The sequence below is a fragment of the Nocardia sp. NPDC102475 genome, assembly GCF_055584605.1.
In genome coordinates, this window is record NZ_JBVJLS010000001.1 from 477,910 (window position 1) to 497,397 (window position 19,488).

Consider the following 19,488-nt stretch of genomic DNA (forward strand, 5'->3'; position numbering starts at 1 on the left):
TCAGCCGAGCAGGTGCCAGTCCTCGAGGCCGTTGTAGAGCGGCAGGTCCCGGGCCAGCTTGGTGACGCGAGCGCGCAGCGCGTCGACATCGGAGCCCCCGGCCAGTGCGGTGGCGATGATGTCGGCGACCTCGGTGAATTCGGCATCCCCGAAGCCGCGGGTGGCCAGGGCGGCGGTGCCGATGCGCAGGCCGGAGGTGACCATCGGCGGGCGCGGGTCGAACGGAACGGCATTGCGGTTCACCGTGATTCCGATTTCGTGCAGCAGATCCTCGCCCTGCTGACCATCGATCTCGGAGTTGCGCAGGTCGACGAGCACCAGGTGCACATCGGTGCCGCCGGTCAGGACGCTGATGCCCTTGTCCTTGACGTCCGCGCCGCCGAGCCGCTCGGCCAGAATCTTCGCACCGGACAGGGTGCGCTCCTGGCGCTCCTTGAATTCGGCGCCCGCCGCGATCTTGAACGCGACGGCCTTGGCGGCGATCACGTGCATGAGCGGGCCGCCCTGCTGACCCGGGAACACCGAGCTGTTGAGCTTCTTGGCGTACTCCTGCTTGGCCAGGATCAACCCGGAGCGCGGACCGCCCAGCGTCTTGTGCACGGTGGAGGACACCACATCGGCGTAAGGCACCGGCGAGGGGTGCAGACCGGCGGCGACCAGACCGGCGAAGTGCGCCATATCGACCCACAGCTTCGCGCCGACCTCATCGGCGATCTCCCGGAACGCCGCGAAGTCCTGGTGCCGCGGGTAGGCCGACCAACCGGCGACGATCACCTTCGGACGCGAGCTGAGCGCGGTCTTGCGCAACTCCTCCATATCGATGCGGTGATCTTCCTTGCTGACCCCGTAGGAGTGCACCTCGTAGAGCTTGCCGGAGAAGTTCAGCCGCATGCCGTGGGTGAGGTGACCGCCGTGGGTGAGGTCGAGGCCGAGCAGCCGGTCGCCCGGCTCCATCAGCGCCATCAGCACCGCGGCATTCGCCTGCGCGCCGGAATGCGGCTGCACATTGGCGAATTCGGCGCCGAAGAGTTCCTTGGCGCGATCGCGGGCGAGGGCTTCGACGACATCGACGTGCTCGCAGCCACCGTAGTAGCGACGGCCCGGGTAGCCCTCGGCGTACTTATTGGTGAGCACGCTGCCCTGCGCCTGCAGCACCGCGCGCGGCACGAAGTTCTCCGAGGCGATCATCTCGAGGGTGTCGCGTTCGCGGGCGAGTTCGCCTGCCATCGCGGCAGCGAGCTCCGGATCGAGCTCACCGAGGGATTGGGTATTGACAGAGGCGGTCGTCTGCGTCACCTGGCCGAGTCTATTGGCCGTCCGCGCCGCGCCGATCAGGGGGTTCTGTGTCTCGGTGTGCATCGCAACCTCCGTGGTCCGGGGTGCCCCGGAGTGCGCACCCCAAGGCCCATGAGCCCGGCACCCAGGCGCGCGGTGCGGGGCGAGGGTGCTTCCCGGTGGTTGCTTCCACCTCGAGTGCGCCAGTCGCGGTCCAACCATCTTATCTGGGGGGGCGACGGGCCCGGACCCGTCAAGCCCCAGGGACGGCGGACCGCAATAAGGCGGTGAGGTGCACTTGCGCGTCGTCGAGCGGTCGAGTGGATTTCAGCGCGCGGGATTGAATAATGGCGCCCTCCAGCGCACTGATGACGAACCCGGTCAACGATCGCGCCTCCTCGGCCGATAAACCCTTGTCGCGCAATCCGTTCGCGAGCTGGTCGGTCCAGTTGGTGAACACGGCGCCCGCAGCCGCCTGCACCCGCGGCTCGGATTCGGCGAGTGCGGCGCCGACGATCGGACATCCCGTGGCGAACACGGACTTTTCGAGCGTGCGCCGCCACCAGCCGACGAGCGCGGCGATCCATTGCTCGGCCGAGCCGGAACCGGTGATCTTGTCCGTCACCGCGGCGAGACGTTCACCCGCCGTCTTGGTCGCAACCTCGACCAGCTCGCTCTTACCGGATGGAAAGTGCTGGTAGAGCGAGTTGCGGGAGGCACGGCTGCGTTCGAGCAGAGCGGCGAGCCCGGCGGCGTGCACGCCCTGTTCACGCACCAGATCGATGGCGCTCTCGATCAGACGGTCGCGCGGACCCAAGGTCATCGCCATCCTCCTCGCCCATGCTTGCGTGAACCGATCGGTCCATGCTGCAATCATGACAGATATGGACCGATCGGTTCATCGAAAGGACGGGATTCATGAGCGCGCCGACCGATCTGTCGCAGCTGTCGGGACTCGAACTACTGCGCACCGCGATGACGACCGACTCGCGACGACCATTCATCGGCGATCTGCTCGGACTGGAGGTCGAGGAACTAGAGTTCGGGAAGGCGGTCTTCGGGCTGCGGACCCGGCCCGATTTCGCCAACCCGCTCGGCACCACGCACGGCGGCATCTGCGCCACCCTGCTCGATTCGGTGATGGGATGCGCGGTGCACACCACGCTCGACGCCGGTGTCGGCTACACAACGCTGGAACTGAAGATCAACTACATCCGCGCGGTACCCACCGACGGCCGTCGCCTGATCGCCACCGGTACCACCATCCATGTCGGCCGCACCACCGCGACCGCCGAGGGTCGCGTCGTGGACGACCAGGGCAAGTTGGTCGCACACGGCACCACGACCTGCGTCATCTTCCGCTGAAGGGAGTACAGCCATGACTCAACGCAGCACAGCCGCGGCGGCGCGCAAGTTCCGTCGGGAACGGCTCATCGGGCGCTATCTGGTCAACCCCGCTGTCGGACTGCTGGATCGAATCGGCATCCGTTCCTCGATGATCGCCGAGTTGGAGACCATCGGCGCCAAATCCGGTCAGCCGCGTCGCGTGCCGGTCACCGCTTCGATCGATGACGAGGGCGCATGGCTGATCTCCCAGCACGGCCATCGCGCGGGCTGGGCCCGCAATATCGCCGCGAATCCGCAGGTCCGGCTGCGTCAGGGCAAGCGCTGGTACTCCGGCACCGCGGCCTTCGTCCCCGATGACAATGTGGCCGCACGCGCCCGCACCTTCGCCAGGGGCCACGCCGCCGAATCGGCCACGGCATGGACGATCAAGGTACTGGAATCCGACCCCATCTCGGTGCGCATAACCTTCACCGCCGCCTGAGGATGTGTCTCTCGCCACCGATTTCACGGGGCGAGATTGTCCACGCGACGCCGGTGACTGGTCTCGATCCCGACATCCCCTCGATGCCCTCCTGCACGCTGTCCCAGCTGAGCTGCACCATGTCCAGCGGCGGCTGCGCCGTCATGCAGAGTCACATGGCGCGAAGGGCTCCCGGGGTGAGTGGTTCGTCGAGGAGGCGGCGGAAGCGGTCGGCACGGTCGTCGGCATCGACCGCGCGGTCCAGCCAACTGCCGAGCAGGCGGTAACCCTCGACGTAGGTGCTGATGTAGGCGCGCCAGAGGGGCGAGGACAGGAAGCGCAGGGATTGGCGGGCGCGTTCCTGAGTGGTCAGGCCCCAACGCTGCAGGAATTCGGCGACCTTGTCGGCGTCGCGGCGCCGATCGTGCAACAGCAGCGCGGCATCCTGCCTGACTCCGAGCAATTCGGCCGAGGCATTCGAAAGCTGTTCGGCGCGTTCACCTTCGAAACGCAGACCCAGATCGGCGTAGATCTCCTGTGCCCATTTGCCCCAGCCGGATCCGACGATCGAGCGCAGCGCCAGATCCGCCAGCCCCTCCGCCATCAGGCACTGCGGGGTATTCACCAGGAACAACGTCTGCTCGGCCTGCCCGTTCGCGACCAGACCGGCCTCCTTACGGCAGTGCTCGGTGTGGTGTCCCGGATAGGCCTCATGCGCGATGAGGCCGGGCAGATGCGCCATATGCTGTTTCAGATCGGAGTTGATCGCCACTCGGGAGTGGTAGTTGCCCAGGTAGTAATTGAAGCCGGACCAGGGCTTGTCCCCCACCACCTCATAGGTGACGTGCTCGTGGTCGGGCAACGGATAACGCTCGCGCACCCGTTCCCGCAACGCACTCGAGAACGCCTCGACGCAGACACTCAACCGCTCCGGCGGAATCTCATCGGCCTTGCGGAATGCGGTCACCCGTTCGGCGAGCGGGCCGTCACCGGGCAGCACCTCGTCCATCTGCCGGTGCGCGTCGCGGTAGTCCTCGACATCACCGGGTGCGATATCGACATCGAAGTACGCACGCACCTCGTCGACGAACCCGATGTCGTCCCCGGCGAACTTGCGACCGGAACATTCCAGCGCACGCAGATGCACATCGAGGAATTCGGTGCGCTGCCGCGGCAATCCGGCCGCGGGCAGTTCCGCACGCAATGCCGCCGCCCGCCGCGCCAACTCGCGCGGCTCGGGAGCGGGCGCGTTCTCCACCTCGCGACGTAACGCCGGATCGCCGGTATATGCGTCGACGAAACCTTCCTCCAGCCGGTCGAATGCCAAGCCGAGCCGCAGGTACTCGGTCACGAGGGGATGCGCTTCCATGTCCGCCGACATTAGCCGCTGAAGGCCATGTCATCGACCGGTTACCACCCGGTATCGGCACCCCGCGTTTCACACGATGTTGACGCAGAGCAGAATTCGGCTATGCGAGAGCTGGACCGAATCTCATACAGTCGGCGCGCGACGTATGCGTGTTTGCCTGAACGGAGTGTCGGGTAAGTGGCACGAATGAGCGAGCCGAGTCCCTATGTGGAATTCGACCGGAAACAGTGGCGGACCCTGCGTAAGTCGACTCCCCTGGTGCTCACCGAGGAAGAACTGATCGGACTTCGCGGCCTCGGCGAACAGATCGATCTGGAAGAGGTCGCCGAGGTCTATCTCCCGCTCGCTCGTCTCATCCACCTGCAGGTCGCCGCACGTCAGCGGCTGTTCGCCGCGACCGCGACCTTTCTCGGGGAGACCCATCCAGACCAGCAGGTGCCATTCGTGATCGGTGTCGCGGGCAGTGTCGCGGTCGGAAAATCCACCACCGCCCGCGTACTACAGGCGCTGCTCGCGCGGTGGGATCACCATCCGCGTGTGGATTTGGTCACAACCGACGGATTCCTATATCCCACCGCGGAACTGAACCGGCGCGGCCTCATGCACCGCAAGGGTTTTCCGGAAAGTTATGACCGCCGCAAACTACTGCGCTTCGTCACCGAGGTGAAATCCGGTGCGGCCGAAGTATGTGCGCCGGTGTATTCACATATCTCCTACGACATCGTGCCGGGCAAGTTCCACTGCGTGACTCAACCCGACATTCTCATCGTGGAGGGGCTCAATGTGCTGCAGACCGGTCCGCGGTTGATGGTCTCGGACCTGTTCGACTTCTCGATCTACGTCGACGCGCGCATCGAGGACATCGAGAACTGGTACGTGCAACGGTTTCTCACGCTGCGCGAGACCGCGTTCGCCGATCCGAACGCGCATTTCCACCACTACGCCGGCTTCACCGACGACCAGGCGACTGTCGCCGCGAAGGAGATCTGGAACTCCACCAACCGGCCGAACCTGGTGGACAACATTCTGCCCACCCGTCCGCGTGCGACGCTGGTGCTGCGCAAGGACGCCGATCACAGCATCAACCGGCTGCGGTTGCGCAAGCTCTAGCCGTCACAGCTTCCAGGCCGCGTCCAACCGGGCGGCGACATCGATATCGCGCGCCGCGGCGATATGCGGTTTGCGGATTTCGGTGGCGAGATAGCGCGCGACGAAGCGCCGGATCTCATGGTCGACGCTGGCCAGGATGCGCAGCAACTGTCCGCGTTTGGTGGCGGTGGCCACATTGATGCGAACATCGCTCGGGCGCGGTTCGGCGATATCGATGACGACCCGCAGCGGCTCCGCGGTGCGCACGGTCAAGTGCAGGTGGATATTGCCGTCGATGTGGAAGCGGTGCCGGTCGACAGCGAGATCGAGCAGCAGATCGACATCGAGCGGAATGACCAGCTCGAAGGAGATGACCTCGTCGACGTACCGTTGCAGCTTCGGCTCTCCGAGTCGCACCTGCGCGGCGACCTTCGCCAATTTGGCGGGCCCGACGCCGATCGGGCCGAAATCGAAGGCGGCACCGGTCAACTGGGCGAATGCACCCGAGATGCGCTGTTCCGAGGCCGCATATTCCAGGAAGCGCCGACCGAATTCCGCATAGCCGATGTAGGACATCTGCTCCCCCTTCGGCCCGGGCACAGCACTCGTCGACTCGTCCACAAACCGGACGGTACGCGAATGTCCTTGCGTCAGATACCGAAGCGGCGATGTCGAGCGGCGTAGTCGCGCAAGGCGCGCAGGAAGTCCACCCGTCGGAATTCCGGCCAGTAGGCCTCGGTGAACCATATTTCCGAGTATGCGCTCTGCCACAGCAAAAACCCGGAAAGACGCTGCTCACCGGAGGTTCGGATGACCAAGTCGGGATCCGGCTGGCCAGAGGTGTAGAGGTGCTGGCCGATGGAGTTCACGGTGATCGACTGGACCAGATCCTCGCCGGTCTCCCCCGCCGCGATCTCCTGGCGGACCAGCTTGCGGACCGCATCCGCGATCTCCTGCCGACCGCCGTAGCCGACCGCGACATTCACGTGCACACCGTCGCGTCCGATGGTGCGTTCGGCGGCGGTGCGCAGCCGCTTGGCGACCAACTCCGGAAAGCCGTCGAGGGTGCCGACGATGCGCACACTCCAGTTCTGTTCCGGTGCGGACAGCTCCTCGACGACATCGGTGATCACCTCGAACAGGGTCTCCAGTTCGTCGGGATCGCGCTGCAGATTCTCGGTGGACAGCAGATAGACGGTCACCATCTCGATGCCCTCGTCCGCGCACCAGCCGACCAGTTCGGCGATTTTCAGCGCGCCGACCCGATGCCCGTGGGTCACATCGGTGAAACCGTTTTCTCTGGCCCAGCGCCGATTACCATCGCACATCACCGCGACGTGCCGAGGATGTTGTTTGCCGGCCAGCTGCTTGGACAGCCGCGCCTCGTAGATGCGGTATGGCAAACCACGCACCTGACTGGGAAGCTCCACGGCGACCAACCCTACGCCTCAGCGGCGCGATCCCGGCATCGACTGTGGTTCCGGGTACAGTGACGATACGACACAACTTACGGTACCGTAGGTTACCAGCTGGTATTACTAGGAGGTAACTCGTGTCCGAAATGGTCGGCGCGACCGATGCGACACCGGTCGCGATCCCGGGCACGTCAACACTGCTCAAGCCGCGGATGCGGGGCTGGATTCACACCTGGGCGGTCGGCATCGCGGCAATCGCGGTGCTCGTTTTGGTCTCGAAGGCCGCGAGCGTCTCGGCGACGGCAGGCTGGTCCACTCTGGTCTACGGGCTGACCGTGTGCGGATTGTTCGGCATCAGCGCCGTCTACCACCGAGTGACCTGGGCCACCGCGAAGGCGCGGATCCAGATGAAGCGGGCCGATCATTCGATGATCTTCCTGTTCATCGCGGGCAGCTATACGCCGTTCGCATTACTCGGCCTGCCGGGACGAACAGGCCAGATACTGCTGCTGGTGGTGTGGCTCGGCGCGCTGTCCGGTGTGGCGCTGAAACTGCTGTGGCCGACCGCGCCCCGCTGGGTCGGGGTGCCGCTGTATCTGCTGCTCGGTTGGGCGATCGTGCCGGTGGCGGGGCAGCTCAATACGAATATCGGCATCGCACCGCTGATCCTGCTGCTCATCGGTGGTCTGGTCTACAGCGGTGGCGCGATCCTCTACGCGACCAAATGGCCGAACCCGTGGCCCACGGTCTTCGGCCACCACGAGTTCTTCCACGCCGCGACGGTGCTCGCCGCCCTGTGCCACTACGCCGCGATCTGGCTGGTCGTGTTGCGCTGAGCGCATCCGGGCAGCCGGAACATCGTGGGCATGCCGAATTGCCCTTTGCGGCAATAGAGTTGGGGACGGATGCGGATCCGGAAAATGGCGGGGCGATATGGCACAGCAGACGATCGAGACCGGTAGACAGCAGGCGGAACGCGAGCGGGGTATCGGCTACCGCTGGGGCGTGGCGATGGCACAGCACCGGCGGATCGTCGTCGCGGTGTGGCTGGTGCTGATCGCCGCGTGCGCGGTGGCCTACCCACAGCTCAACGGCCGCCTGGAGGCCATGGAATTCCACGCCGACAAGGCGGAATCGACGCGGATCACCGAACTGCTCGCCGCGCACTATCCCGATCTGGGAGCCGAACAGCTTGCGCTGGTCTTCGATTCGGAGCAGCGGACCGTCGATGATCCGGCCTATCGGGCGATCGTGGAGCGGGCGGTCGCGGATCTGCGCGATGTGCCCGGGGTGCGGGTCACGGTCGGTCCGTTCCAAGGGGAACAGAAGTCGCAGATCTCGGCGAGCAGGCATGCGGCGCTTGCGGTGGTCGGGATCGACGGCACGATTCCGCAGCGCGCAGAGTTGGCCGGTGAGTTGCAGGAACGTGCGGGACAGTTCTCCGGGGACGGGGTGACCGTCGGGCTCACCGGCTTCTCACCGGTGCTGCGCGACCTGATGGAGATCGAGGTGGCCGATTCCGGGCAGGCCGAGGCGCTGGGCCTGCCGGTGGCGTTCGTGCTGCTCATCCTGGCGCTCGGCACGGTGGTCGCCGCGTTGGTGCCGGTCATGGTGGCGTTGAGCGGGCTGTTGCTCGCGTTCGGCGGACTGTTTCTGCTTTCGCATGTGATGGCGACCAGTTCGCTGTTGCTGGCCGTCGCGACCATGATCGGCACCGGCATCGGGCTGGACTATGCGATGTTCGTGGTCAGTCGGTTCCGCGAAGAGCTCGCGAAGCCGGGCGGCAGTTCCGCGGCCGGTGTGGCGCATGCCTGCGGGATCGCGATCGCCACGGCCGGAAAAACGATCGTCGCGTCGGGCTTCATCGTGATGATCTCGCTGTGCTCGCTGGTGGTGGTGCGCGCGCCGGTGTTCCGAGGTATCGCGGTCGGCGTGGTGATCGCGGTCGTGGCCACGCTGATGGTGGCGCTGACGCTGCTGCCCGCGGTGCTGGCGATGCTCGGGTCGCGGGTGAATCGCGGTGCGCTGCCCGCGCGGTGGCAGCCGTTGGAGACCCGGCCGGGATCGGATGCCGATCCGGCGAGCGGGCGGTGGGCGCGGTGGAGTCGGATCGTGATGGCACGTCCGGTGGTATTCGGTATCGTGGCCACGCTGGTGTTGCTGGTGGCGGCCGCGCCGCTGACCGGAATTCGCTACGGCATGGATATGGGCACCGCGGCGATGGGCGATACCGCGTCCGGCAAGGCGAGCAAGGTCGCCTCGGAGAATTTCGCGCCCGGACTGCTCGCGCCGATCACGATCGTGGTGACCGGTGCCGGGGATGCGCCGCTGAACGCCACGGCGACCGGCGAGGTACAGAACTTCCTGAGCGCACTCCGCTCGGATGAGCGCATCGAACAGGTGCTGCCGATCCAGCGGGACGGCCGGATCTTCGCGATGGTGGTCGCGAAGACCGCATTCGATTCCGCCGAGGCCGATCAACTCGTCCGGGAGATCCGCGACCGGGCCACCGCACTGCCCGGTGACGTGCTGGTCGGCGGTGCGACGGCGGAGTTCGCGGATATGTCCGACGAGATCACAGGGAAACTCCCACTGGTCGTCGCGCTGGTTCTATGCTGCTCGTTCGTGTTCCTCATTGCTGCCTTCCGCAGCATCGCGCTACCGATCAAGGCGATAGTGATGAATCTGCTGGCCACCGGCGCGGCCCTGGGCATCACCGTCGCGGTGTTCCAGTGGGGCATCGGCGAGTCACTGCTCGGGTTCCACAGCACCGGGTTCATTCAGGTATTCCTGCCGACCATGGTCTTCGCGATTCTGTTCGGGCTGTCGATGGACTACGAGGTGTTCCTGATCCGCCGGATCAAGGAGTTCTGGGAGAACTCCGGGCGCACCGCGGCCGATAACGAATACGCCGTGGCGGCCGGGCTCCAGCACACGGCCCGTCCGATCAGTGCGGCGGCGGCCATCATGGTGGTGATCTTCGGTAGCTTCCTGACCGCCAGCGTGCTCGAGCTGAAGGAGGTCGGGTTGGCGCTGGCAGTGGCCGTAGCGATCGATGCGGCACTCGTGCGGTTGATTTTGGTGCCCGCGCTGATGAAGCTGTTCGGGAACTGGTGGCTGCCCGGCTCGGGGACGCCCGTGCGCGTCGGGGTTTCGGTGCGCGCGCACGCGCCGATGCAGGCGGGCTCCGCTCCGGATGTCAGGGCACCGTGATCACCAAGCTGGTTGTCTGGGCGCTGAAGGCGCGGTGGGGGCTGGCGGCGGTGGTGATCGCCGCGAATCTCGGTGGCCTCGGGGTGATCGTGACCGAGCTGTGGCTCAGCGGCTTTTTCGGCCGGATCGGGGATGACTGGCGGCGCATCATCGGGCTGGCGTCGATCTATCCGATGTTGGGTTTCCTGGCCGGGGTCGGGCTCGCCGTGCGCGATCGGACCGTGTATTTCGGCTGGCTCGATGACGGGCGCAAGCCGAACCTCGACGAGGCGCGACGACTGCTGCGCCTACCGATCGCGATCACCACCCGAGCGCTGGCGATATGGCTGCCCGGCGTGATCGTCGCGGCCTCGATGCTCTCGCACCTGGCCGCACACAACCGTGCGGCGGTGACCGTGGCCCTGTTCACCCTCGGCGCACTGCAATCGGCCGGATTCACCTTCCTGATCGTCGACCGGCTGATCCGCCCGACCATTCCGGTGGTGTCCGGGGTGCTCGGCCCCACCGCGCACTGGAGTTCCTCGGTGCTGATGCGGGTCGTGATGACCTGGGCGGTGGCGGGTGCGATGCCGCTGCTCATGCTGATCACGGTGCTCGCCGACCCGGCCTCCGGCGCACCGGACCGTGTCCGCGCCGCCATCTACCTCTCCATTGTCGGCATCGGATCCGGCGCGCTGGCGACCGCGATCCTGGCCCGTTCGGTCGCAACGCCGATGCGCACGCTGCGCCGGGCGCTCGATCGGATCACCAAGGGCGAGTTCGATGTTCGGGTTCCCGTCGGCAGCACCAGCGAGATCGGGCGGCTGGAGAATTCGGTCAACGAACTCGCCGCCAATCTGTGTGAACGCGAGCGGATGCGGGTGGTATTCGGCCGTCACGTCGGCACGGAAGTCGCCGAGCGGGCATTGGCGCGCGGGGTCGATCTGACCGGCGATGTGCGCGAGGTGTCGGCGCTGTTCGTCGATGTCACCGGATCCGTCGAGCTGTCCAGCGGTCTGACGCCGCATGATTTCGTGGCCAAGCTCAATCGACTGCTCGCGATCGTGGTTGCGGCGACCGAGGAGAACAACGGCCTGGTCAACAAGTTCGAGGGCGATGCGGCGCTGTGCATCTTCGGTGCGCCGATCGCATTGCGCGACAATGCGACACCCGCGCTGCGGGCCGCGCGGCGCATTCGCGACGAGGTCATGGCCACCGGCGAACTCGATATCGGCATCGGCGTCGCACGTGGGCGGGTGTTCGCGGGTGATATCGGCTCCGATACGCGGTTGGAGTACACGGTGATCGGCGATGCGGTCAATGAGGCGGCCCGGCTGACCACCGAAGCGAAAGAGGTGCCGCGCCGAATCTTGGTGAACGGTGCGATCATCGAGGCGGCGGCCGAGCACGAGCGCGCCAAATGGGTTCTCTACGACAACATTCTGCTGCGTGGAATGCCTGAACCCACCACCTGCTGGACCGATGTGGAGCCCGCCCTGACTTCCAAAGGGATGGAACCAGATACCGATGCGGCCGCGGTCAGCGCGATCGCCGAAGTACGAACCGCGACAACCGACTCCCCGTCGCAGAAGCACTGAGCGCCGGAGCGCGGTGCCTCGGCCGGATTCAGAGCAGCGAGCCGGTCAGCGCGACCACCTCCGCGGCGATATCGGATACCTCGCGGCCATCGGTGCCGACCCGATGCACCCGATCCGGAGCTTCGGCATCCAATTTCACCGCCATCACCCGGCCGCGCTCGAACAAACCTGACTACGCAAGGTCACCCACTAACTCTCCCGCAACGAGTCCCATCATCGTGGGCGCATCGGCGCATCTGCATCAGCTGACGCGGCCGATGCGCGGTATGCAAAGAAGCGGCCGGGACGGGGCTACGGGCGGTTCAGGGCGGCGCGTAGCTCGGGTGGGGTCGTTACGGGGAGGTCGCAGACGGAGCCGCGGCAGACGTAGGCGGAGGGCATGCCGTTGACTGGGGTGCGGTCGGTCAGGAGGGGGACCGAGTTGGTGGTGGCGGCGATGACGACGGTGCCGCCGGGGGCTTCGGTGCGGGCGGTCGCGATCAATTCTGTTGCCGCGGTTGAGGTGTCGGGTAAGGCGATGGCTACTTGGAGGGGGCCGGAGAGGGCGGGTTCGGCGACGGTGAGCCATTGGCCTGCCGAGCGTGGAGCGCGGGCGAGGACGACGGCGCCGCGTTGGAGGGTTTGGTCGACCAGTTCGCGATAGCGCAGGGCCGGTTCCGGGGCGCTGGTGGCGGCGGCGGTGAGGAGGGCTTCGGCCAAGGCGGATGCGCCTGCGGGGGTTGCGCCGTCGATGGGATCACGGGGGCGGGCGACGAGGGTTTCGGCGTCGTCGGCGGTGTCGAACCAGCTACCTGGCGCAGTGTCATCGGCGAAGTGTTGAATTGCCTTGTCCAGCAGTCGTTGTGCGTGCTCGAGCCAGTCGAGTTCGCCGGTGGCCTGGTGTAGGGCCAGCAGGCCGGTGACCAGCCAGGCGTAGTCCTCCAGGACGCCTGGAGACGTGCCGACCACGCCACCGAGCGAGGCGCGGCGCACCCGGCCGTCGATCACGTGCTCGGCAAGCAGGAAGCGGGCACAGCGAGCAGCGGCTTCCACCCAATCATCTTGCCGCAGCGCGGAACCCGCCTCGGCAAGTGCGGTAATCGCCATTCCGTTCCAGGCGGTCACCACTTTGTCATCGCGGTCCGGCTGTGGACGTCGTGCACGGGCCTCGCGCAGTGTGGCGCGGGCACGTTCGAAGCGTTCGCGGGCAGTCCCGTTGTCGGACAATGCATCCGGATCGGCATACAGGGTGAGCACCGAGGTGCCCTGTTCGAAATTCCCGGCGGTCGTTACCCCGAAAACCTCTGCGGCCCAAGCACCTTCGATAGGACCGAGTTCGCCGATCAGCTCGGCGGGTGTCCAGACATAAGTCGCGCCTTCGACACCCGGTCCGCCCGGCTCCAAGTGGGTGTCGGCGTCCAGCGCCGACGCGAACCCGCCGTGGTCGGTGCCGAGATCATCGAGAATGAACTGCACCGTCTCGCGAGTAACCCGATGCGCCAATGACTCTCGCTCAGGGCTTCGGCGGGCGAGATGCGCATAGGCGCGCAGCAGTTGCGCATTGTCATAGAGCATCTTCTCGAAATGCGGCACCAGCCAGGCGGCATCGACGGAGTAGCGCGCGAACCCGCCGCGCAACTGGTCGTAGATACCGCCGCGCGCCATGGCTTCGGCCGTCCGATTCACCACACCGAAGGTCGCGGCATCGCCGGTGCGCTCCCAACTGCGCAGCAGGCCCGCCAACAGCGCCGACGGCGGAAACTTCGGCGCACCACCGAATCCGCCGTGCTGGTGGTCTTCATCGCGCAGCACCGCCGCGACCGCATGATCGAGCAGTTCGGCCGAAATCGTCACATCCGCTTCGGGCAGCCCGGCGGCCTGTGCCCGCAGCGCGTCGGCTACCTGCGCGGAAGCCTTGTCCACCTCATCGCGCCGGGTGTTCCAGGTATCGGTAACGGCCGTGAGCAACTGGGTGAACGACGGCATCCCACCGCGCGGCACCTTCGGGTAGTAGGTACCGCAGTAGAACGGCTCGCCATCCGGCGTGAGGAAGCACGTCATCGGCCAGCCACCCTGACCGGTCATGGCCACAGTGGCATTCATATAGACCGCGTCCAGATCCGGACGCTCCTCACGATCCACCTTGATACACACGAAGTTGTCGTTCATCTGCGCTGCCGTCCGCTCGTCCTCGAACGACTCGTGCGCCATCACATGGCACCAGTGACAACTCGCGTACCCGACGGACAGCAGGATCGGCACATCCCGCGCCCGCGCCGCCGCCAAGGCCGCGGGATCCCACTCCCGCCAATGCACCGGATTATCCGCATGCTGTCGCAGATACGGTGAGGTCGCGCTACCCAGCAGGTTCACCATCTCAGCCTCTCACGTCCACTCGAACCGGCCACTCGAGGAGGTACCCGATTCCCACCGGCAATCACACTCGCGGGTTGCCGACGGGCACCCACGCAGGCGAGGACCTCGAAGCCGCTGGAACCGAGCTCGCCGAAATAGACCTCTCGGTACACGATCGTCGGCACAGGTGGCATCGGACTCTCCCTCGGCCAGCGCCAACGCCTCGCCCTCACCAGAGTGCTCGCTGCCGACCGCGCCAGCAGCTAGAACAAGGCCCCCGGATCCGCTCCGGGGGCCTTGCTCATTCAGCGCTGGATTCCCTAGCGCAGCGCCGGTTCCGCAACCCGATACGCGGAGGCCTGCGCAGGCAGATATCGACTCGAACAGGATCTCGACGCGCGGCCGGTCACGTATCCGGTCTTCGACAGGCGATCGATGGCGAGAACGCACGACCGGCGATCGGTGGGTGGGCCACCGATCGCCGGTCTAGGGTATGGATTTGTCATCGCGAGAGCGAGTTGCGCGGCGCTGGTATGCGATCCAGGCGAAGATCGCGGCGAGCACCAGTGGGAAATCCCCATCAAGGGCTTGAGGGCAACCACTCGAGACGGGAGAAGATCATGGGCGCGGAGGATGCGACGGTCGCGGTAGTGCTAGGGCAGAAACAAGAGCCTTGGCTAAGCCGGTGCTGGGACGTGACTTCATTCTCTGAACCCATTGCGCTATGGCTGCGATGGCCGAGAATATCGCCGTCGCACCGGCCAGCCACGCGGTATCGGTGAGTTTCGCGGTCTCGAACTCGACCTTCCGTAGCCCCGGCACTGGATATTGTCCGTTGCCCGAGGCCCATCGGATCACGAAGCCGACCTGGGTCCCGAGGTCGGTCGGAGGGCCGGAGCCGATCATGGAGCGCAGCTCCGGTCCCTTCCCGTTGAGATAGACCAGCGTGAACGCGATGAAAAGCGCCACTGCCACCGCGGAAACGGTCGTCAAACCAGCAAGGGCCTTGGTGCGCGCCCAGAGATTGATCGACGCGGCGAGGATGGTCAGGAAGATCGCGATGCTGGCGAGAATGGCCCACTTGCCGCTGAGGTTGGAGTGGGCCGGTGGATTCTTCGACCAGAGACCCACGAGCGTGGTGGTGATGTGGGTTTGGCCGAAGGCATTGCTCCAGATCGTGCCGTCGGGGCCGCCAGTGGCGAGCCACGGTTTGAACAACAGGGTGAACGTGATGATGCTCCCGATCGCGGCACACAGGTAACCCCAGTTGTCACGGAGCAGGGTCGCCAGTGGTTGCACCCCCATCCGGAGTTTGGCGAGGTCGACCCGGCGCCTCCGGGCACGGCCCGGAGAGCTTCTCGTCGAGCCTGCCTGCTGCTGCCGGTCTCGACTCGCTCGCCAAGGAGTTGGCTGCACCATCGCGCTAGTTCCTCTTTATTGGATCGATAGATGATGTGCCATCAATTGACGGCTCACTGATAATGGAAGGAGGTTGTTCCGTTGGTTTCGCCACGGACAGCGGATCCGCGATGTCCTCCAGGGATTGGCCTTCGGCGTTCACGCCGAAGAACCAGGCGACCAGACCACCGAAGATCATGAACCCGGCGCCGATGATGTACCCCACCGTGAGCGGGAACCGGTCGGGACTCGGGTTGTCGGTGCCACCTACCAGATGCCCGAAAAGGAACGGCGCTACGACCCCGCCAGCGCCCTGCGCGATGGCGAAGAAGAACGAGATGGCTTGACCGCGCAATTCCAGCGGGAAGATCTCGCTGACCGTGAGATAAGCAGAGGACGCCCCCGCCGAGGCGAAGAAGAAGATAACGCACCAGAAGAGAGTCTGGGTGGTGGCGTCGAGAATGCCCGCATTGAATGCCCACGCGGAAACGAAAAGCAGGAAACCGGAGCCCAGGTAGGTCGCGCATATCATCTTCCGGCGACCGATGTTGTCGAAGAGGGGGCCAAGTACCAATGGGCCGATCAAGTTACCGATGGCGAACGGGAAGAAATAGTATCCCGTGTGATCGGCTGGGACGTCGTAGAAATTGATCAGCACCAAACCGACGGTGAAGAAGATCGCATTGTAGAGGAATGCTTGCGTTGCCATCATCGTGAAGCCGAGAAAAGACCGGGAAGGGTAGCGGCCAAAGAAGATCCGAGCCATCTGAATATAGGAGAGCCGGTCGGTGTCGACGATGTCGAGGGCTTTGCTGTCGTCGACCGGAGGCAGTTCGACGCCTTGGCCGCGGACCTGCGCTTCGATCTCATCGACGGTGCGTTCGGCTTCGGCTGCCCGGCCGTGGGTGAGCAGCCAGCGCGGGCTTTCGGGAATGTGGCGGCGCACGAATATGATGATGAATCCGAGGACGGGTCCGATGAAGAAGCCGAGCCGCCATCCCCATTCGGTCGGAATGAATCGCTCGTTGAACAGGACCAGGCTGGCCGCCGCGCCTATTGCCGCGCCGCCCCAATAGGTCCCGTTGATCGCGATGTCCACGCGGCCTCGATACCTGGAAGGCATGATTTCGTCGATGGCCGAGTTGATCGCGGTGTATTCACCGCCGATTCCGGTGCCTGCGATGAAGCGGAACAGATACAGCGACCAGGCACTCCAGGCGAACCCGGCGAGACCACTGCCGACCAGGTAGATCGCCAGTGTGAGGATGAACAGTCGCTTTCGGCCGAGCCGGTCGGTAAGCCGGCCGAACACGAGCGCGCCGACGACTTGGCCCGCCAGATACCACGACGCCATCGCGCCGACCTGCCCGCTTGTCAGATGTAGGGTGCTGGCATGCTGCAGGGGCCCGCCCATGCTGCTGACAATCTGGATCTCTATACCGTCCAAAACCCAGGACACACCGAGACCGACGACGATGAGCCAATGGAACTTCGTCCACGGCAGCCGGTCCATTCGGGCGGGAACGAGGCTCCGGATTACTTCTTTTTGCGATGTTGTCACTTGACGATCACCCAACCTGTCGATGGAAATTAATTCGTCCACGGCCCTATATTGGTTCCAGCTAGTTGCAGATCGACATATACGGCCCTATTCTTCTGCCGTATCGCTTCCTGGCGGAGATTTTGATCGTCCGGAGTTCGGTAATATCGTTCTCCTGTTTCGGCCAGATCCCGGGAAAGCCGGTACGCAATGTACCTGCGGGTGTCTTCATCGGCTTGTGCAAACCTTTCTGGTGTTACGACACGCTGAAAATCATCGAACGTCGCATAGTTCCGTCGCACCGTATCCCGGACCAATGGATCGGTTTCCCAATCCGCATCACTGCGATTGCGCATGGGCCGGGGGCTGAGGCGGTGGAACAGTGCCGCGGATTCCGCGAATTGGGCATTGTGGGCGCTTCGCTCGGCGCCGCCGTATTGCCGGGAGTTTTCGGCCAGGTCCAAGGCGGCCGCAACTCGTTTCAGCGGGCCGTATTCCACCGGGTTGTCATCGGCGGACTGCATGGTACGGGCATGCGCCTCGGCCGCCCATCTGCGAATTTCGTTGGGAAAGCGGGCGACAGCAAGAGCACCGATGGCGTCGGCGCGGTCGGCACCGAGACTGAGGATTGTAGTCATGGCTGCCGAAGCGGCTCGCGCGTTGGTGCCGCCGAAGTCGTTCGCGGCAGCCCTGGCGGCCGCATCGTGCGCATTCTTTCCCAAGGTGAGCCGCGCCATCCAGCTCCCGGCGGCCCGCGGCGGTACATTTCCTCGGAGCAATTCGTAATTCAGGTAATTCATTTCCTGCATGCGCCCGGAGTAATACGTCAACGGTGACGGACGACGGAACATAAAGGACGCTACGGGGTTCGCGTTGAATTCGGCGATACCACGCATTGCCGTTCCCATGGCACGGCCCGGTGACAGCGAGTAGCGCAGGCCCGCCGTGCCGATGTCGGTAGCTGGCCCGCCGGTCGGTGGCCCGCCCTCGAGCATCGCACGAATCTTCTCGGTTGTCCGGCTCTCGGCACCGAGCAGGTTGAGATCGAAACGTCGCACCAGTACGAAGCCTGCGATCAGCACGACCCCGCCGACGAAGATCGTGGCGGTACCGCTGCCCGGTGCCGATTCGAAGACATCGTCCAGCACAAGGGAATAACCGCCTAAGTACACGATGTAGCCCACCAGCGACCCGGTATCGGCTGCAATGCCGACCGCGTTGCGCACCAGAATCGTCTGAGGAAGGCCCGGTATGAAACCACCCACGGCGAAACAGAGAATGAGGAAGATCGCGCGGAAGACCGCCGACAGTGCGGCGAGGAAGATTTTGATCGAAAGATAGGACATGAACAGCAGGAGGACGGTGCCGAAAATAAGAAGTATCAGCCCGGTGCCGATCTGCCCGGGACTCGGATTCTTGATCTTGGCGTAGGCGTGGGCGTCACCGCAGTCGCGCATGCCCCGTGCGACCTGCGATTCACTGCCCGCTAGAGTTCCGGACGACCAGGCTGTACGGCATCTCGGCGAATCGTCGATGACATGACCGAAATTCCATACCTGCAGCGGATGTCGAGCGAAATTGTCGGCCACGGTGCTGCTCAGGTCGGCGACAATTGCTCCCGGGTCCGCGTTGGATTCGCCGTTGAGCCCCGCCGCGACCGAGATCCCGACGTCACGCCCCTGGGCCAGAAGGCCGTTCGACGACAACACAGCGGCCAGCGGATGCGCCAGATAGCCGACGCCGACCACGGCTACCACCAGCATGAACACGACCTGTAGTGCAGCCTTGGCGTGGTATCCGCGGACGACGAACCAAGCCACGACGAATGCGCCGATAGACGCCGCCACGGTCAGCATGATCGGGGTCGCGATCTGATCCCTCAGGCCGTCGGCGACCGCGTTCAACGGTTTGCTGAGCCAATCGAGCCAGCGAAAACTCACGACGAAGCCGGTCAGCCAAATCGCACTGATCACGATGACCATGTACACCGTGAAGAGCAGGCCCAACACCATCGCAAACGCCGTCTCCCGCGGGTTGAAAATGCTGCTGTCGGTCGCAAACAGGTAGTCCGACAACGGAATTCCGGACGAGTCGCGGATATCCGTCCAGGCCAGTCCGTCGATCGCGGATAGGCTCCCGTCGCCGCCGACCGTGTCCGCGCGCCCGGCGGCGGCACCGCCCGAGATGGGCCAGATCACCAGCAGAACCAGCAAGGTGATGAGGAGGCGGACGGCGATACGCCGGGGGCGGGTGGCGGCGGACCAGGCCCGACATCGTCCGAGTACGGCCCACGGCGACCAGCACATCGGATCCCATGCCTTGGACCAGCGAAGACGGAAGTCCGGATCAAGCCTCGGCAGATACTGTCGCATGTGGCTTCCCCTCGACCCAGCCCGGAAGGCCAGATTGCATGTGAGTTACGTCACCGTTGCTCCACTATTAAACGTGCCGTTACTTGTTGGTGCAATGTT

The 19,488-nt window shown here is 65.0% G+C and carries 15 protein-coding genes and 1 riboswitch; of the genes, 6 read left to right on the forward strand and 9 right to left on the reverse strand.

Annotation, left to right across the window (positions count from 1 at the left end):
- Positions 1-1,296 carry a serine hydroxymethyltransferase gene (glyA, locus tag ACZ60G_RS02230; protein ID WP_465806753.1) on the reverse strand — a complete coding sequence of 432 codons (1,296 nt, stop codon included), beginning with the start codon at positions 1,294-1,296 and terminating at the stop codon, positions 1-3.
- 115 nt (positions 1,297-1,411) lie between these two features.
- Positions 1,412-1,496: riboswitch (ZMP/ZTP riboswitch) on the reverse strand.
- A 32-nt stretch (positions 1,497-1,528) separates the two neighbouring features.
- A complete protein-coding gene (locus tag ACZ60G_RS02235; RefSeq protein ID WP_465806496.1) occupies positions 1,529-2,098 on the reverse strand; it encodes a TetR/AcrR family transcriptional regulator in 570 nt (189 codons plus the stop codon).
- 95 nt (positions 2,099-2,193) lie between these two features.
- On the opposite strand from ACZ60G_RS02235, the gene ACZ60G_RS02240 reads away from it, so the two are divergent.
- Positions 2,194-2,640, forward strand: coding sequence for a PaaI family thioesterase (locus tag ACZ60G_RS02240; protein WP_063036488.1), 447 nt, complete (start codon positions 2,194-2,196; stop codon positions 2,638-2,640).
- Between the two features lie 13 nt (positions 2,641-2,653).
- Positions 2,654-3,103, forward strand: a complete 450-nt coding sequence (locus ACZ60G_RS02245; RefSeq protein ID WP_465806498.1) for a nitroreductase family deazaflavin-dependent oxidoreductase — start codon at positions 2,654-2,656, stop codon at positions 3,101-3,103.
- A gap of 151 nt (positions 3,104-3,254) precedes the next feature.
- Here ACZ60G_RS02245 and ACZ60G_RS02250 read toward each other — a convergent pair whose 3' ends face one another.
- The gene (locus tag ACZ60G_RS02250) at positions 3,255-4,451 is read right to left on the reverse strand and encodes a DUF885 domain-containing protein (RefSeq protein WP_465806499.1); all 1,197 of its coding nucleotides are present in this window, start codon (positions 4,449-4,451) and stop codon (positions 3,255-3,257) included.
- A 177-nt stretch (positions 4,452-4,628) separates the two neighbouring features.
- Between ACZ60G_RS02250 and coaA the strand changes: the two genes are divergently transcribed.
- The gene (coaA, locus tag ACZ60G_RS02255) at positions 4,629-5,561 is read left to right on the forward strand and encodes a type I pantothenate kinase (RefSeq protein ID WP_465806501.1); all 933 of its coding nucleotides are present in this window, start codon (positions 4,629-4,631) and stop codon (positions 5,559-5,561) included.
- Positions 5,562-5,564: 3 nt separating this feature from the next.
- Here the strand turns inward: coaA and ACZ60G_RS02260 are convergent, their stop codons facing one another.
- Complete coding sequence (locus ACZ60G_RS02260) at positions 5,565-6,161, reverse strand: hypothetical protein (protein WP_465806503.1); 597 nt, start codon at positions 6,159-6,161, stop codon at positions 5,565-5,567.
- A gap of 29 nt (positions 6,162-6,190) precedes the next feature.
- Positions 6,191-6,979, reverse strand: coding sequence for an isoprenyl transferase (locus ACZ60G_RS02265; RefSeq protein WP_063824599.1), 789 nt, complete (start codon positions 6,977-6,979; stop codon positions 6,191-6,193).
- Between the two features lie 122 nt (positions 6,980-7,101).
- Between ACZ60G_RS02265 and trhA the strand changes: the two genes are divergently transcribed.
- The 3 genes from trhA to ACZ60G_RS02280 all read left to right on the forward strand — a co-directional run bounded on the left by trhA (position 7,102) and on the right by ACZ60G_RS02280 (position 11,745).
- On the forward strand, positions 7,102-7,791 hold the full coding sequence (trhA, locus tag ACZ60G_RS02270) for a PAQR family membrane homeostasis protein TrhA (RefSeq protein ID WP_465806755.1): 690 nt from the start codon (positions 7,102-7,104) through the stop codon (positions 7,789-7,791).
- A gap of 97 nt (positions 7,792-7,888) precedes the next feature.
- Complete coding sequence (locus ACZ60G_RS02275) at positions 7,889-10,168, forward strand: MMPL family transporter (protein ID WP_465806505.1); 2,280 nt, start codon at positions 7,889-7,891, stop codon at positions 10,166-10,168.
- Positions 10,165-11,745: an adenylate/guanylate cyclase domain-containing protein gene (locus ACZ60G_RS02280; RefSeq protein ID WP_465806506.1), complete on the forward strand. Its 1,581-nt coding sequence runs from the start codon at positions 10,165-10,167 to the stop codon at positions 11,743-11,745. The genes ACZ60G_RS02275 and ACZ60G_RS02280 overlap by 4 nt, the downstream gene beginning before the upstream one ends.
- Before the next feature lie 291 nt (positions 11,746-12,036).
- Here ACZ60G_RS02280 and ACZ60G_RS02285 read toward each other — a convergent pair whose 3' ends face one another.
- The 4 genes from ACZ60G_RS02285 to ACZ60G_RS02300 form a co-directional block, all read right to left on the reverse strand.
- On the reverse strand, positions 12,037-14,100 hold the full coding sequence (locus ACZ60G_RS02285; protein WP_465806508.1) for a thioredoxin domain-containing protein: 2,064 nt from the start codon (positions 14,098-14,100) through the stop codon (positions 12,037-12,039).
- A 597-nt stretch (positions 14,101-14,697) separates the two neighbouring features.
- Positions 14,698-15,384: a hypothetical protein gene (locus ACZ60G_RS02290; RefSeq protein WP_465806510.1), complete on the reverse strand. Its 687-nt coding sequence runs from the start codon at positions 15,382-15,384 to the stop codon at positions 14,698-14,700.
- Positions 15,385-15,502: 118 nt separating this feature from the next.
- A complete protein-coding gene (locus ACZ60G_RS02295) occupies positions 15,503-17,080 on the reverse strand; it encodes an MFS transporter (protein WP_465806512.1) in 1,578 nt (525 codons plus the stop codon).
- Positions 17,068-19,389, reverse strand: coding sequence for a hypothetical protein (locus tag ACZ60G_RS02300; RefSeq protein WP_465806514.1), 2,322 nt, complete (start codon positions 19,387-19,389; stop codon positions 17,068-17,070). Before ACZ60G_RS02300 ends, ACZ60G_RS02295 begins: the two co-directional genes overlap by 13 nt.
- Positions 19,390-19,488 lie beyond the last annotated feature (99 nt).

Excerpts from the sequence above, each read along its gene's own strand:
- ACZ60G_RS02235 (WP_465806496.1), bottom strand. The coding sequence starts at position 2,098 with ATGACCTTGGGTCCGCGCGACCGTCTGATCGAGAGCGCCATCGATCTG.
- ACZ60G_RS02240 (WP_063036488.1), top strand. The coding sequence starts at position 2,194 with ATGAGCGCGCCGACCGATCTGTCGCAGCTGTCGGGACTCGAACTACTG.
- ACZ60G_RS02245 (WP_465806498.1), top strand. The coding sequence starts at position 2,654 with ATGACTCAACGCAGCACAGCCGCGGCGGCGCGCAAGTTCCGTCGGGAA.
- ACZ60G_RS02250 (WP_465806499.1), bottom strand. The coding sequence starts at position 4,451 with ATGGAAGCGCATCCCCTCGTGACCGAGTACCTGCGGCTCGGCTTGGCA.
- trhA (WP_465806755.1), top strand. The coding sequence starts at position 7,102 with ATGGTCGGCGCGACCGATGCGACACCGGTCGCGATCCCGGGCACGTCA.
- ACZ60G_RS02275 (WP_465806505.1), top strand. The coding sequence starts at position 7,889 with ATGGCACAGCAGACGATCGAGACCGGTAGACAGCAGGCGGAACGCGAG.
- ACZ60G_RS02285 (WP_465806508.1), bottom strand. The coding sequence starts at position 14,100 with ATGGTGAACCTGCTGGGTAGCGCGACCTCACCGTATCTGCGACAGCAT.
- ACZ60G_RS02290 (WP_465806510.1), bottom strand. The coding sequence starts at position 15,384 with ATGGGGGTGCAACCACTGGCGACCCTGCTCCGTGACAACTGGGGTTAC.
- ACZ60G_RS02300 (WP_465806514.1), bottom strand. The coding sequence starts at position 19,389 with ATGCGACAGTATCTGCCGAGGCTTGATCCGGACTTCCGTCTTCGCTGG.